Origin of the sequence: Caballeronia sordidicola, assembly GCF_002220365.1 — a bacterium.
GTDB classification, from domain to species: Bacteria; Pseudomonadota; Gammaproteobacteria; order Burkholderiales; family Burkholderiaceae; genus Caballeronia; species Caballeronia sordidicola_C.
Window position 1 is genome coordinate 1 of sequence record NZ_MTHB01000104.1, and the last position, 15,099, is coordinate 15,099.

A 15,099-nucleotide genomic window follows, 5' to 3' on the forward strand; every position below is an offset into this window, starting at 1 on the left:
GCCTGATTGATCAAGGCGGTGCGCTCTTGCATAAGCCGTTGTCGAATTCGGTGCAACATCTGGACAGCCTGTTGTTCCTCGGTGTTGACAGCTACTGTTGGCATGTCCGGCTGACGAGCCGCCTCGCAAATGGCTGCGGCGTCACGGGCATCTGTCTTGGAACGCCGGACGAATGGTTTCACATATTGCGCAGGAATGAGCTTGATTCGGTGCCCGAAGCCAGCCAGTCGGCGCGCCCAATAGTGCGAACCAGCGCAAGCCTCTATCGCGATCAGGCAAGGCGACAGGTTTGCGAAATACTCGAGCACCTGAGAACGTTTGAGACGCTTCGTCAGTACCGCTGCGCCGACTGCGTTCACTCCGTGAACCTGAATGACATTCTTCGCAATATCGAGCCCGATCAGTTCTGCGCTCATGTTGGACCTCCTCATTGGAAAATCGTAATTATGCCCACCCCGAGGGGTGGGGAGTCCATTGCATTACTTCATGCCGACACCTTTGCAAAGTACGCCGTGGCTTTTCCCAATATGTCGCGCTCCATCTTCACGCGTGCCAACTCCGCGCGCAGCCGGGCAATCTCCATCTGTTCTGGAGAAACCTGTTTGCCTGCGCCGTTCAGCTTCCCAGCGGCATCGGCCTTCACCCAGTTGTGCAGCGTCTTCGGGCTGATGCCCAGTATCTTCGCCACCGCCGCCATGCTCTGGCCACCGCGGACCATACGCACCGCCTCCAGCATGAATTCCTGCGTATATCGAGCTCTCGGATTACCCATCTTTCCTTCCTCCTTGCGTGAGTTTTACACACTCAGCAAGGGATCCATTTTTTGCGGGCAAGCTCATTCATTAACGTGTGGACGTGAGCATACAACGCCCGCTATGCCGGCCAACTATTCGCCTTTCTATCGAAATAGATTGCCAGACGGCATCAGCGGTGCGTCTGTGAAGATCCGGACAAGACAGATGCGCGAGAAGTTACCGACTTGGGCAGCACTCTGAACGACCGCTTTATGAAAGGCTTTGGGACTGCTCCGGGTCGAGTTCTGCCCGACGCGGACCGATCAACGGCCGGCCCAGTTCGCCAGTTCAGCGTCGGACCGGCGTCGGCCATTAGCAGACGGCCGAGCCACCGTTGCTATGGTCTGAAGCTCACCTGATAGCGGCCGTTCGCTGTTGCGGCTCGTCTGACTCATTCAAAGTTGAACGTGCGCCGGTCGGTGTTCATTAGGTTTTTCGAACAGACGCACGAGGCCGACATCTAGCTGAGGACATCGCTTGGTTGCTATCAAACGTGTGGTGTTGCCAGCAGGCGCTGGATGACATTCGACAGGTTCTTGAACTTGACTGGTTTAATGAACTGCTCACAATGATGAAGCGCGATATCGCGCGAGGTTTCGGTGGAGATGTCGCCGGTTAAAATGATGACTGGCAGTTCACGATCCAGCTTCTCCCGCACATTCATCGCTGCCTGGACTCCATTCGTCCCGTTCGGCAGGTTATAGTCGGCCAGCACCAAGTCTGGCACGGCACCTCCTTGGGCCAGCCATTCGAGCGCGGCGGCACCATCAGGTACTCCCATCGTGTGGTGTCCCTCTTCACTGAAAACAAGTTTAAGTGCCTCGCGCACCTCGGGATCGTCTTCGATGATGAGAATCATGCCCGAACGATGCGCGCTTTCGGTCGCTTGCTGATCTGGCACTTGTTCGATCGCTTGCTGATCGGGCACTTGTACCGGAAGGGGCTGAGACTGCGTTAGCGCTCCCAGCGTCGGAAGGTCGATCTCGATAGCGAACGCTGACCCCTTGCCCGGTTGGGAGCGAACCTGCAATCGGCAACCTAGCAAATCAGCGATCCGTTGGACGATCGACAGACCCAGGCCGAGGCCCCGGCTACGCTCGCGCGCAGGGTTATCGATCTGATGATATTCCTGGAAGATCGCCTGAAGTTCTCCTTTTACGATCCCCACGCCCGTGTCCCAGACCTCGATGCTCAGCGTCCCATGGCGTCGCCGACAGCCCAGCAGTACCTTGCCGTGGGGGGTGTATTTCAAGGCATTCGACAGCAGATTCCGGATCACCTGTTCGAGAAGACGGGGATCGCTGTATAGCGTGAGACTGCAGCTCGCGACGTGGAGGACGATTCCCTTTGCTTGCGCCTGAAAGCTAAACTCATTCTTCAGCCGGTGCAGCAGATCGTTGACCGGGAAACTGACCATTTCTGCGTGGACCGTGCCCGCTTCGATTTGGTTGATGTCGAGCAGCGTATTCAGCATCTCAGACATCGCGCTTATCGTTTCATCGAGCCGCGTCAACAGATCCTGCGCTTTGTCACCCTCGACAGTCTTCGCCAGCAACCCTTGCAGCAAGGCAAGCGTCTGCAGCGGTTGGCGCAGGTCATGGCTGGCAGATGCAAGAAAGCGGGACTTCGCGATATTCGCCAGTTCGGCTTGCTTCCTGGCGAGTTCCAGCGCCTTCGCCGTACGCTTGCGTTCGGTGATGTCCGTAAAGGTGATCACCACCCCGCCCACCCCGCCGTCCTCGGTGCGATAGGGCAGTATCCGGCGAGTGAACCACATGTCGCCTTGCGTTTCGATCTCCCGCTCGACAGGCTCAAGGCTGTGCAGCACCGCGTGCGCATCGATCGGGAGCGCACCATCGGTCGCGAGCGAATTCAGGTCCGCAAGCGGCCGACCGATATCGCTTGGAATGACGCTGAATAGCGATCTGGTAGCAGGCGTGAAGAAGCGGATCTTGAGCTCGGTGTCGAGGAAAAGCGTCGCAACATCCGTGCTGTACAGAACATTCTGGAGATCATTGCTTGTTGTCCGCTGCCGTTCTAAGGTTTCCTGAAGTTGCCCGTTGAGAGCTGTAAGCTCCTCGTTAAGCGACTGCAATTCCTCCTTGGAGGTGAGCAATTCCTCGTTTGTGGACTGGAATTCTTCGTTGGCCGACAAGGCTTCTTCGTTGATTGCCTTCTGTTCTTCGCTCGATATCTCAAGATTACGAATGGCGCCCTGCAGTTCCCCACGGGTGGCGTCGAGTTCCTGCTCCAGTTCGGTAACCCGTGCCTCGTTCTGCGGCTCGATGGGGTGAGCGGTTTCCGGCCTTTGTTTCAGTTCGACTTGTTGCTGGTCGATGAAGCAGACCAAGAACAACGCCTCGCCCTCCGTCATCACGGGCTGGACATCGATTCTGAAGGCCAGGGGACGACCATCGTAGGTCACTCGGCCGCCAGTGATGATGGTGCGCACGTTTTCCTGAGTGGCCTGCTGGATCGCCGACCGGAGTTTGTTGCGCACACCCGGTCGTGCCATGGCGAAGAGGTCGTGAGTGGGCTGCCCCGGTGCTACGCTCAGGTAACGATCCGTCGCACCTAGAGAGTAGACACACTCGTGCTCGTGATTGACCAGGACGGCCGCCGGCGCATAACGCTCGATCACCAGCCGTCGACAAAGTTCGGCGAGAGCGGACTGGCGCGGAGGTGCCCGGCCCTGTCCCGGACCTGTGGGAACTCGCATCCCACTACCGGCAGGCATCGAAAAATTCAGTTCCCCGGGCCTGCTGCGACCGATATGTCGATACAGCCTTTCCTGCTTGGAGATCAGTTCGAAGCGGCCTTCAACGTTACCGGCCGTCTCCGCGTTACCCAGCAGCAGAACGCCCCCTTCGCGCAGCGCAAAATGAAACAATGAAACTACCTTCTCCTGAGCCTCAGGGCGCAAATAGATGAGAAGGTTCCGGCAGGAAACTAGGTCCAGACGCGAGAAGGGCGGATCTGCAAGCACGTCCTGAACAGTGAATACGATCGCTGCACGCAACTCAGGCAAGACGCGGTAATGGTGATCCTCCAGCGAAAAGAAGCGCTTAAGGCGCGCAGGCGACACATCTGCCTGGATCGTTTCAGGATATACACCCTCCCGGGCGGTCGCTACAGCATCCGGATCCACGTCGGAAGCGAGTAGTTGGACTTTGATATTGCGTTTCGAGGCTGCAATCTCTTCGATAAAAAGCATCGCGATCGAATAGGCTTCTTCTCCCGTACTACATCCGGCCGTCCAGATGCGTAGGGGGCGGTCGTCAGTGTGACTGTTGACCAGCTCAGGAATGATCTTTTGCGCCAGAAAATCATAGACCTTTGGATCACGAAAGAAGCTGGTGACGTTAATCAGAAGGTCCTTCGCGAGGAGCTCGAGCTCAGCTGCATCGGTTCCTAGCATTTTGAGATACTGATCCATGTCGTCATTCACAACTCCGGCCATCGCCATGCGCCGCTCGATGCGACGCTTCAGCGTCCCCGGCTTGTAAAGCGTGAAATCGTGCGCAGTTTTTGTGCGGAGAAGTTCAATGACCCGATCCAACGCGTGTGGACCGCTATCTAGATCCTCCGTCGTATCAACCGCTATCGAATCGTTCTGCGTTGGCGTAAGCGTCACGCTCCGATCGTATTTGATAAGCGCATCGGCAATCGCAGCCACCGGTAGTACGAGATCCACTACGCCGGTTGCGATGGCGTTCCGCGGCATGCCGTCATACTCGGCTTCGTCAGGATCCTGCGCGATGACGTACCCGCCTTTCTCCTTCAACGCTTTCAGTCCCATGCTGCCATCGGCACCGGTTCCCGAAAGGACGACACCGATGGCACGCGGGCGATATTCATCAGCCAGCGAATGCAGCAAAAAATCGAACGGCAGGCGCGCGCCATGGCGCTCTTGAGGTTGAGAGAGATGTAGCGCGTTGTTGTCCACAGCGAGATAAACGCCGGGAGGAATGATGTACAGGTGTTCGCGCTCAATCGGCATGCCGTCCACTGCCTGCACCACCGTCATTGACGTGTGGCTGGCGATCAACTCCACTAGCATGCTTTGGTGGGTTGGGTCGAGATGTTGGACCAGGATAAAGGCCATGCTGGTAGGTGCGGGCAGGGCATCCACGAGCTTTCTGCAGGCATCTAGGCCGCCGGCCGACGCGCCTATGGCGACAACCAGAAACGCCCCCGGCGAATTACGGAGATCACGGTCCGGCGATGAAAGGGGGTCACTGGTTGTCGGTTGCCCTGCCGCCGGGATATGCCGGGAGATCTCTGACATCACATTTGGTTCCAAAGGCACCTCGGACGGGAGGCTGCAGTGATGTAGGCGATGCTTGCGAGCAAGCATTCGTTGGCGCTCTTACTGCTTGTCAATGGCCGCGCAGGATTTCAAATGCATGCCTGCTGGAAGGGCGCTTGTTCATCCAGTTTTAGGCATTGAGTATGTCTTGGAAAAACCGAATCGATGGCCGCTTAAGGCAATATACCAGCCCAAACAACCGAGCCGATCCTTGAATGTGTGAGTGCGGTCGTTTCACGGGAATGTTCTGGCAAGAGCCAGACTTATTAGCACTGTCGCCTGTACAGCGATATCCGACCGGTATGGGGCGCATCTTACATGCCATTTGATAAGGCGTGCCCCGACCCTCCCCGCACTTGTCGCTTTGGAAGACTCAATCTGCTCTCGTCATCCATAGGCGGGGCTTCGTAGCAGGTTATTGTAATCAGTCCATGCAGGTTTTGATTTACGTCAACCATCAAGTGGGCGAGGACCGCCGATTCCTCCCGCTCTCTGCGCCGGTCCAATTTGACGGTGCAGGTTGACTTTTTTGGGGAAATTTTGGTTTTCGTGATGAGCCACGACTGACCCCTCGTGCTCGGCAGCGGACACTCCAGTCGCCACTCTCCGCGGCCGTTCAGGGTCGACTTCTGCCCGACGCGGACCGATCATTGGCGGCTCACTCGGCCAGTTCAACGCCGGACCGGGTGCGGCCATGAGCAGTCAGTCATGAGCTTGCTCCAATTTCGATAGTGGCAACGGACCACCCGAGTGCAGTTAAAACCGGAGGCAGCCGGTAAGGCAGAGTACCGATATATTTGTTGCCTTACGATCAATTACGGAGGCTCTCATGCGGATGATCATCGAGGCGCGAATTGACGACGGCGTTGGCGGCGGCGAGGCAATACGACTGGCTGAATTTGAACGGCTCGACGGCGATCTAAAGCAACTTGGCCTAAACTTGGCTGAAGGCAGAAGTTTGGTACACGAGGCGCAGCGCGCATTGGTCTGCGCACAGACTCGTGTTGTTGTTTCGGCCTCCCTGAATTGCCCGCAGTGCGGCAGGGCATTATCGATCAAAGCGACCCATGCGATCCGATACCGAACGGTTTTCGGCAAAGTAACGATCGACAGCCCTCAGCTGCGCGTCTGCAAGTGCGTTCAAGACCGAAGCGCAAAATCGTTCAGCCCGCTCGCATTAGCGATACCGCTGCGCGTCAGTCCTGAGCTCGAATACTTACAAGTCAAGTGGGCAGCCCATCTTCCCTATGCGGTGGCGACGACCTTGCTGAAAGAGGTTTTGCCGGTCGATCAAACGATCCCCACATCCGGATTGAGGAATCGCGTATGGGCAGTCGGCCAAGAACTCGACGATCACGCCGAAAGCGCGATTCGCGGTGAACGAGAGTATCCGCCGGCCGATAGCCACGTCAAGATAGTCGCTCTTGCGGTGGATTCCGCATGGCTGCGCCACCGGCCCTCTCGCAAAGAACAGGATGAAGCCAAGTTCTCGCAGTATTACCCTTCGAAGCGCCCGCTGCCTACCGGGCGACACGTGAACATAATCGCCGGCCGTGCGGTTCGCGACGATGGTAGTTGTAAGGTCTATGGATACGTCAATAGGGAGGTCACGTCGGCCGCGACCCGACTTGATCATTTTCTCTCGATGCAAGGCGTCGCGAATGATCAGAATATCACGATCGTCTCCGATGGCGCAGGCGAATTTGAGAAAGCCGTCGATGGATCCAAGAGGCCGTTAAACCGGATTTTGGATTGGTTTCACATTGCCATGAAATTTCGTGCGATCGAGCAATCGGCACAAAAGTTTCCTGACCTGTTGGCGCTCAACGGGCGCCCCGTACAAGACGAAATCGCGTCGGCGAAATGGCTGACATGGCATGGCAAGGGTTCCAAAGCCGTCGAAAGACTCAAGAGTATTTATGACATGTTCGGACTCCTACCGAAAGACTCGGCGCACATGACGTTGTGGTGGAATCTTCGCGGGACGTATTGGTTCCTGGAATCCAATGGCCAATACCTGGTCAACTACGGATGGCGCTATCGGCGCGGCATGCCAATCAGCAGCAGTATCGCGGAATCGGCGGTCAATGAAGTCGTGAGCTTGCGCTGTGCGAAGAAGCGGCAGATGCGCTGGACCAATAAGGGCGCACACCTGCTCGTTCAGGTTCGGGTCGCCGTGCTAAACGGGGATCTAAAAATGCGGGAAATGCCGGAACCACTGCAATTCTCCGCAGCGCGGAAACGTGACAATCGGCGCCAACGTGTTGCCTAGCGCTGCCTCCGGTTTTAACTGCACTCCATCGATGGAAAGTAAAGCCTGGTACAGCGACGAGGCGAATTACCGATTTACGGGCCTTTGAATTGGGGAACGATGTCCCAACTTCACTTCGTGGGACGACGACCGGGTGATGCCAGGTCATTGGGAAGGCGACTTCATTAAGGGCGCCGGCAACCAGTCTTCCGTCGGCGTGCTGGTTGAGCGCACCAGTCGCCTGGTGCTGCTGGCGAAGATGGAAGACGCCACCGCCGCCTCGGCCCTGGCGGGCTTCACTGCCAAACTGAATTCAATCGCCGCCCCACTGCGCCAGAGCTTCACCTACGACCAGGGTAAGGAAATGACCCGCCATCAGGAGCTCAGCGCCGCCACCGGCGTGCGCGTGTACTTCTGCGATCCGCACAGCCCGTGGCAACGCGGTACCTGCGAGAACACCAACGGGCTGCTGCGGCAGTACCTGCCAAAGGGCACTGACCTCTCGATTTACAGCCAGGACGAACTTGATGCCATCGCCGACAGCCTCAACAGCCGACCTCGTGCTACGCATGCATTTCATTCGCCATTCGAGGTGTTCGAACGTATGCTCGCAACTGCTTCGATAACTTCAGCTTCCGTTCATTAACCCGCTGTTGCGCTTCACCTTTGAAACCGCCGAGAATCTACGCAGTTCCTCATCGAGTTAACAGAGGCAGTGCCAAGACCGTAGCGCGTAAACGTCATCTCTGCACCGATCTCTTTATTGCAACAACGCCCATCGGTCGACCCATGCGCCCAAGGAACTAATAGGCGGAACTTTGAAGCTGTGATCGTTTTCCTCGAGAGCCCGAAATTACCTTTGAGGCTCGCTCGTCTCCTTCAGGGCTTTGCTAATGGAAGTTCGACGAGGTTTCGCCACTTATCGTCGGTTTAAAAATTTTCGGCTCGTTCGGTCTGCTGGAGCAAACCGTTTTCGTCAACGTAGCACTCTCCTCGGTGCGGCCGGGGATTTGCGCCTACCAGAGGGAACGCGAATACGAGTTTGATCGCAGCGCCGTTGATATTCCTCTGTGTCAGGCATTTCCACATGACGTGCATCCCAATGCTTTGATCCGCTTCTGACTCGAGTCTTAACAGTCGTTGATGAATTTGATAGTAGTTGTCTTTCGGCCTGAAACATAGAATCGGAAACTACTCAGAGGCAAGCTGAGTTCAGTATGACCCGTGCCCCGAGCTCGGCCTATGGTAGGACAAGCTCTGCGCTAGTTGCGGCGAGACATCCAAGGAGAGCGTCGCACCCTTTTTGAACTGCAAGTGGCTGCCCGCATGCCCTACCAATGCTAGACGACCTGGCGAGAGAATTTTCTGGCTATTGTCGGTTGCCGCGTGATTGCCACAGATTTAGGCGAGCCGAGAGGCTTTGATGGGTCAGTCTGAGTAGTTTCCGAGCCTGCCTTTGTCGAGCAGTCGGCGCTATCGTGGTAGAGGTAGCAACAGCGCTGTAATGATTTTGGTCAACTGGCGACGGCATTCACAAGGCTGGCCGATGAATACCTTTGCTTTCTGCGATTAGCACGCGCTAGGCTGCGGTCGATTTTCCTTTTTATGAAACGAGGAATACGAATTGTACGGATCTCATGGTCTTGAAAAGTCGCATTGGAATTTCGACGATATACGTTACGGCGATGTCGATATCGCACGTGTGCGAGAGCGTGAAGAGCTCTTCATCCTTGTGTGCAGTGCGTCGTTTATCGAGAGCTGCTCGGATATCTACACGCATAATCTCGTAACCAACTTCTCAGACGACCCGGAGATCGCAGTTTGGCTGAGTGAGCAATGGCAACCGGAAGAACTTCAGCACGGACGAGCACTGAAGGCTTACGTTCAACATGTCTGGCCGGAGTTCGACTGGAACCTAGCGTTTGCCGACTTGTTGTCAGAATACTCGAAGTTGTGCAGCATGGAGAAGCTTGAGCCTACACGCGCTCAGGAAATGGTTTCGCGATGCATTGTTGAGATGGGCACCGCCACTTATTACCAGGCGCTCCATGCGGTTTGCGATGAACCGATTCTTCAGGATCTTGCCTGGCGCATCCGCAATGACGAGTTAAAGCATTACAAACACTTCTATCGCTATTTCCTGAAATACCAAAACGAGGATCCTATATCCCGGTCTCAGGTAGTCGCTGCGCTTTGGCGCCGCCTTGTCGAACTGCGGCAGACAGATACAAAAATAGCGATACGATACGCCAATAAATGGCGATGTTCCGGGAGCGAGAGTTCGCCTTCGTTCGAAGACGTGAGCAACCGGGTTTTCGGGTTGATGCGCGTGAACTATCCAATCCAACTCGCGGTGCAGATGACGCTCAAGCCACTGCAACTAAATACCCGTTTGCGGAATTTGGCCGAACGCCCCTTGGCAATGCTAGCTAGGCGGGTGCTACGGAGCTAGCGATTGCCTTTGATAGAACTTTCAGCACCCTAGCTTTGTATCGAATGTTATGCCCATGCGAGGATACTGCCGGAAATCATTCAACCTGGCCAGCCCTTTCGGAAGACGGGGTTAGCGCCGCTGCCGGTGGCGTCTGATGATTGTCCCGCGGAATGGTTCCAACTTCCTTTTTATGGTAGGGCAAATGCGGTCCGGGTTTCTTCAAGCGTCGGGTAGTCCGTATAGCCATGGGCGCCGCCGCCATAGAACGTTTCCTCACCCATGATTTCGTTGAGCGGAGCGTTTATCCTGAGGCGTTCCACGAGATCTGGATTGGACATGAAGAGTCGTCCAAACGACACGAGATCTGCGCGGCTGCTCGCCACCGCATCGATCGCCATTTGCCGGTCGTAACCGTTATTTACCATCCAGACGCCATCGAAGCGGTCATGCAGAGCAGCATAATCAAACGCGATACTGTCCCTCGCTCCTCCAGTCTCGCCCTCGACAATGTGCACATACGCCAGTCCGATGGGATTTAGGTTCTCCACGACATGCTCGAATAGGGCCTGCGCGTTACTATCGCGCGAATCGCCCGCGGTCGAAACCGGAGATAGCCGCACTGCAAGGCGGTCAGCGCCAATGGCGTCCGCACAAACCTCGGTAACCTCGAGAATCAATCTCGAGCGGTTCTCGATGGAACCGCCGTACTCGTCGGCACGATGATTGGTTCCGTCGCGTAGAAATGCATCTAGCAGGTATCCGTGGGCGCCATGCAGTTCGACGCCGTCGAAACCGGCCTCAATGGCTCGCGTAGAGGCGTGACGGAAGTCCGCGATAATGCCTGGGATCTCGTCGATCCGGAGCGCTCGGGGCATCGACACGTCAACAAAACCCTTTCCGTGCAAGAAGGTTTTGGTCTTTGCACGGATCGCCGATGGCCCCACCGGTGCCTGACGGTGCTTCTGGAAGCTTGTGTGAGAGACTCGGCCCGTATGCCACAACTGGACAACAATTCTGCCGCCCTTGGCATGCACAGCGTCAGTGATCCTTTTCCAACCTCGGACCTGATCGTCTGTATAACATCCGGGCGTACCGGCGTAGCCCTGCGCCTGGGCCGATATCTGAGTGGCTTCTGCGATGATCAAGCCAGCCGTGGCGCGTTGTGAGTAGTATTCAAGCGCAAATGGTCCCGGAACTAAATCTGGCCAGGCTCGATTTCGCGTGAGGGGCGCCATTACCATGCGATTGGCAAGTTCGAGCGCTCCTGCGCGCGATGGTTCGAAGAGAGCCAGATTGGAGCGAGTCCGATATGTTGTTTTCATGCTATAGCTAGTGGATTATTGAAGACGTATCCCGTGGAAAAGGTCCCGACATCAGCCCCAAGTGCTGAACTAGCTGAACAATTTTGTCGCAGTACCGATGAGTCATTCGATGACTCATCAGTACTGTCGCGCGCGCCAGGGTTTCGAATGACATGAATTATCGCGAATTCGAGCATCTCGACATCGCCTTCGATTCAGATAGAAATCATCTGATGGTACTGATGTTGAAGACACTCGGACAAGCGAACTCAGCGGTCGAGTCAATGACTAAGAGCTTCGTAAACGTGGTTTAAAGAGCGGGTGCCTACATACGCTGAACTATGCTCGACGGAAATACGACTGAGGCTTGTCGATATCGTAGAGCTTGCAGAATCGATACCGTCGATCCACTCGGTGGACAAGCGCATTTCCCTTGCACTGTTCCACCAATCGCGTGTATCAACAGTCATGTAGCGAACGATCCATGTTTCATCGTCGAACACAAAATCAGCGATACGCCCGATGGTGCCGTCCGCAGTCGCTACAGAGAAGCTCTTCGCATGTTGTGCACTTAGCAGGTGTATATCGAGCCGTGAGCCTTTCACGTGCAGCGTGGGACGAAGTTGCTGTGAGGATTCAAGTCCAAGTCGTGAGTCGCCCGTCCCGGAGGAGGACTCAAACGGAGGCTTGGCTCTTGCTGCCCAGTACGGTCTGCATCCATAGTAGTCGAACAGCTTGCTTTCTTTAAGTCGCGAGACTGGTTTCCCGGTATCGACTGGAGGGCTGCCCATCATTTTCCGCTGTGTCAGATCCAGGGTGACGACGCCTGCCGCGAAATCAATGCCTTTGATTGAAAAGGGAGATACCCACACCTGCTGCCCGCCGTTCCATCCCGACGCCCCGATAACTATAAAGCGGATGCCCCAGGACTCGTCGTCGAAATAGACGTGCTCTACCGTGCCAAGATCTCCATCTTGGCACGCTACCTTGCAACCTTTCAAATCTTCTATGCTGCGCAGCATATGAGTTCCCTATCGTTAACGAGATGTCGTTCGTCCGCCAAACGAAGCAGGCCAACAGAGGTTAAAAATTCCGCTAGCCAAAATTTTGTCCGCTTTCATACGCCAACAAGCCGTCATATTTCTGCAGGATTACGAGCAAGCATAGACGGCGAGTGCGGTGACCGATAGGCTCGGAATCTACTCATAAAGACGCGCGCTTCGCTTGAAAGACATTCATAGACGGCTCTGGCTTTCGGATGATTCCAAGGCGGCTTCAAAGAACAACATATAAAGAGGGCTAAAGAGCCCACCGATGAAGGAGAATACCGGCCGCGTATGCCTGCGATGCTCAACGGCGCTCTCCTTTAACGACGTGCTTTTCGTATCCAGTGCGATGGTTCCGGATCAGTCGCGATTTTCCAGACATGGCCGCGAGAATATCGAACGCCAAAGAAGGGCTTGCAAGAGTGGAAGATCGGTTTCGTCTGGCCGCGCCGGCATAGTCCAAGCTTGCACAGCTGGCTCTGCTCGCTGGTCGGGGCTGGCTTGGCGACGCTGCCCAGAGGTATTTTCCGTGAAGCGGAGCTGCTATCTCGAACTCCCTCGGTCCAACGCATCGGTTGCTGGTTGGCCTTGCGGTGGCTGACGACTTAGTTCACCGTGGGTTCGGCTATGTTGCTGATAGGCAGTCTTCGCAAATTCACCTGCGTCGTCGCTGATTGCGGTCACGAACGCATCGCTTGCCACACCTTTTTGGCTGAGAAACTGATCGAGTCGCGCTCCGGCTGACTTGACCTCTCTATGCACATAGGCACCCCATTCCGGGGGACTGTCGGTGAACGTCGCTCACGGCGGCAACATAGTTGGATTCGCGAACCTGTACACCTGTAACGGCCTGCGGCAGCTTGGCGATATCATGCTCGATATCAGCGTCGAGTAGTTCTCCAAGGGTATGAATCCGGTTCCGGGCGCTGCTGAACAAAATGCCCTTATTTCGCGGCAGAACTTCCTTGAGCATGGTCGTGGCCCGCCGGTATGGCAGATGGGCCACCCACTTTTCCTGAAGGCATTCCAGCTCCTGCTTGACGCGCCTAGTTAGAGTTTGACAGGGGATACACGACACGCCGTTGCGTCTGCGCAGTCTGCTCGCAAGCACACGTCCAGCGTCGCGGACTCTTCTCGACGTGATCGAAACAGCCTTCCACCACGATCGATCAATGAACCGGTAAAAATGCCGGTCTGCGTAGTTTCCGAACCTTCCGCTCTCGCCGAACTCGGCGTTAGTATCGATGCGTGAGTGAATATTTTACATTTGGCAGGTCCGACTGCAAGGACCGTGAGATCAAGACGCCGAAAGCCGCGCCAAACGCCCGACGTCTCATGCCGATGCTCGATTGGCTAAATCGTAAGCACCTGGAAATGGACCGTGTAGTTCCGCGATGGATAGACAAGAACTTCTAGAGTTTTGCCGATCCTACCGAACCACGATAAATAGGATTCGAGATTAATGAACACGCCCACATCGACACAAGACTCAACCATCCAACGCGGTGAAGCATCGCCCGCAGCTGGACAAATGACACTCGATCCGACCGAACTGAGCAGGATAAACGCCTACTGGCGCGCTGCGAACTATGTCTCCGTCGGACAGATCTACCTTTACGACAATCCGCTGCTGCGCGAACCGCTGAAGATGGAGCATATCAAGCCCCTCGTAGTCGGGCATTGGGGTACGGTACCGGGGCAGAACTTTATTTACGTCCATCTGAACCGGGTTATTAAAAAGCATGACCTCAACATGTTCTACATCTCTGGACCGGGGCACGGAGGAGCGGCGCTCGTAGGTAATACCTATCTGGAGGGCACGTACAGCGAAGTGTATCCCGATGTCAGCGAGGACGAAGCGGGGCTAAAAAGGCTCTTCACGCAGTTCTCGTTTCCTGGCGGGATATCGAGTCACGTGGCGCCGACTACGCCAGGTTCGATTCATGAAGGTGGTGAGTTGGGATACTCGCTAAGTCATGCGTTTGGTGCTGCATTTGACAATCCGGATCTCATTGTTGCGTGTGTAATAGGGGACGGCGAAGCGGAAACGGGACCGCTCGCGACCTCATGGCAGTCCAACAAGTTTCTGAGTCCAGTCACCGATGGAGCCGTGCTACCGATTCTGCACCTCAACGGCTACAAGATTAGTAACCCGACGGTTTTGGCGCGCATCGAACATGAAGAGCTCGAGCAATTCCTGCAAGGATGCGGCTGGTCGCCCTATTTTGTGGAAGGCGACGACCCGGACAAAATGCATGAACTGATGGCCACCCACTTGGAGAAGGCTGTCACGGAAATCAGGCGGATCCAAAAGGATGCTCGCAAAACTGGCCACGCTATTCGCCCGCGGTGGCCGATGATTGTACTGAGGTCACCCAAGGGATGGACCGGTCCGAAAGTCGTCGATGGTTTGCAGATTGAGGGCACTTTTCGATCACATCAGGTGCCGCTTATTGTCGACTCGGAACATCCTGAGCATCTCCAGCAACTCGAGGGCTGGATGAAGAGCTACAAAGCAGAGGAACTGTTCGACCACACCGGCCGGTTGATTCCCGAACTAGCTGACCTGGCGCCGAAAGGTGAGCGGCGAATGGGTGCCAATCCTCACGCAAACGGTGGCTTGCTGTTACGAGAACTGCGGATGCCGGACTTCCAACTCCACGCGGTGGACGTTCCGTCGCCGGGTGCTATTGAAGCGCAAGATACGCTAGTACTCGGCAAATTCCTTCGTGACGTCGTCGCACTGAATCAGGAACAACGAAACTTTCGAGTCTTTGGTCCTGACGAGACGCTTTCAAACCTTCTTGGCGCAGTCTTTGAAGTCACAAACCGCCAGTGGGATGCCCAGGCGGTCAAAGAAGACGAATTTCTGGCGCCTGCCGGACGGATACTAGACTCGATGCTGAGCGAGCACCAGTGCGAGGGTTGGCTGGAGGGGTATCTCCTCACGGGACGACATGGGCT

At 55.7% G+C, this 15,099-nt stretch carries 6 protein-coding genes and 3 pseudogenes; 4 read left to right on the forward strand and 5 right to left on the reverse strand.

Annotated elements, in window-relative coordinates; translation table 11 throughout:
* The 3 genes and pseudogenes from BSU04_RS15770 to BSU04_RS15780 form a co-directional block, all read right to left on the reverse strand.
* A partial coding sequence (locus BSU04_RS15770) for an IS110 family transposase (protein ID WP_179258335.1) occupies window positions 1–416 on the reverse strand: 416 nt, incomplete at its 3' end.
* A 66-nt stretch (window positions 417–482) separates the two neighbouring features.
* A pseudogene (locus BSU04_RS15775) lies at window positions 483–772 on the reverse strand (transposase); the annotation flags it as partial.
* 509 nt (window positions 773–1,281) lie between these two features.
* Entirely contained in the window at window positions 1,282–5,082 is a 3,801-nt protein-coding gene (locus tag BSU04_RS15780) for a chemotaxis protein CheB (RefSeq protein ID WP_086383148.1), read from the reverse strand.
* Between the two features lie 856 nt (window positions 5,083–5,938).
* Here BSU04_RS15780 and BSU04_RS15785 point away from each other — a divergent pair.
* From BSU04_RS15785 to BSU04_RS15795, 3 genes and pseudogenes are all read left to right on the forward strand, one after another.
* Window positions 5,939–7,375 (forward strand): ISKra4 family transposase, encoded by a 1,437-nt coding sequence (locus BSU04_RS15785; RefSeq protein WP_441299950.1) that lies wholly within the window; start codon window positions 5,939–5,941, stop codon window positions 7,373–7,375.
* A gap of 124 nt (window positions 7,376–7,499) precedes the next feature.
* Window positions 7,500–8,000 (forward strand): annotated as a pseudogene (locus BSU04_RS15790) (IS30 family transposase); the annotation flags it as partial.
* Between the two features lie 978 nt (window positions 8,001–8,978).
* Window positions 8,979–9,806, forward strand: coding sequence for a ferritin-like domain-containing protein (locus BSU04_RS15795; protein WP_089161478.1), 828 nt, complete (start codon window positions 8,979–8,981; stop codon window positions 9,804–9,806).
* A gap of 170 nt (window positions 9,807–9,976) precedes the next feature.
* Here the strand turns inward: BSU04_RS15795 and BSU04_RS15800 are convergent, their stop codons facing one another.
* Both BSU04_RS15800 and BSU04_RS15805 read right to left on the reverse strand, forming a co-directional pair.
* Window positions 9,977–11,110, reverse strand: coding sequence for an alkene reductase (locus BSU04_RS15800; RefSeq protein ID WP_089161479.1), 1,134 nt, complete (start codon window positions 11,108–11,110; stop codon window positions 9,977–9,979).
* 260 nt (window positions 11,111–11,370) lie between these two features.
* Window positions 11,371–12,111 carry a PRC-barrel domain-containing protein gene (locus BSU04_RS15805; RefSeq protein ID WP_086383151.1) on the reverse strand — a complete coding sequence of 247 codons (741 nt, stop codon included), beginning with the start codon at window positions 12,109–12,111 and terminating at the stop codon, window positions 11,371–11,373.
* A 1,555-nt stretch (window positions 12,112–13,666) separates the two neighbouring features.
* Here BSU04_RS15805 and BSU04_RS15815 point away from each other — a divergent pair.
* Window positions 13,667–15,099: pseudogene (locus BSU04_RS15815) on the forward strand (phosphoketolase); the annotation flags it as partial.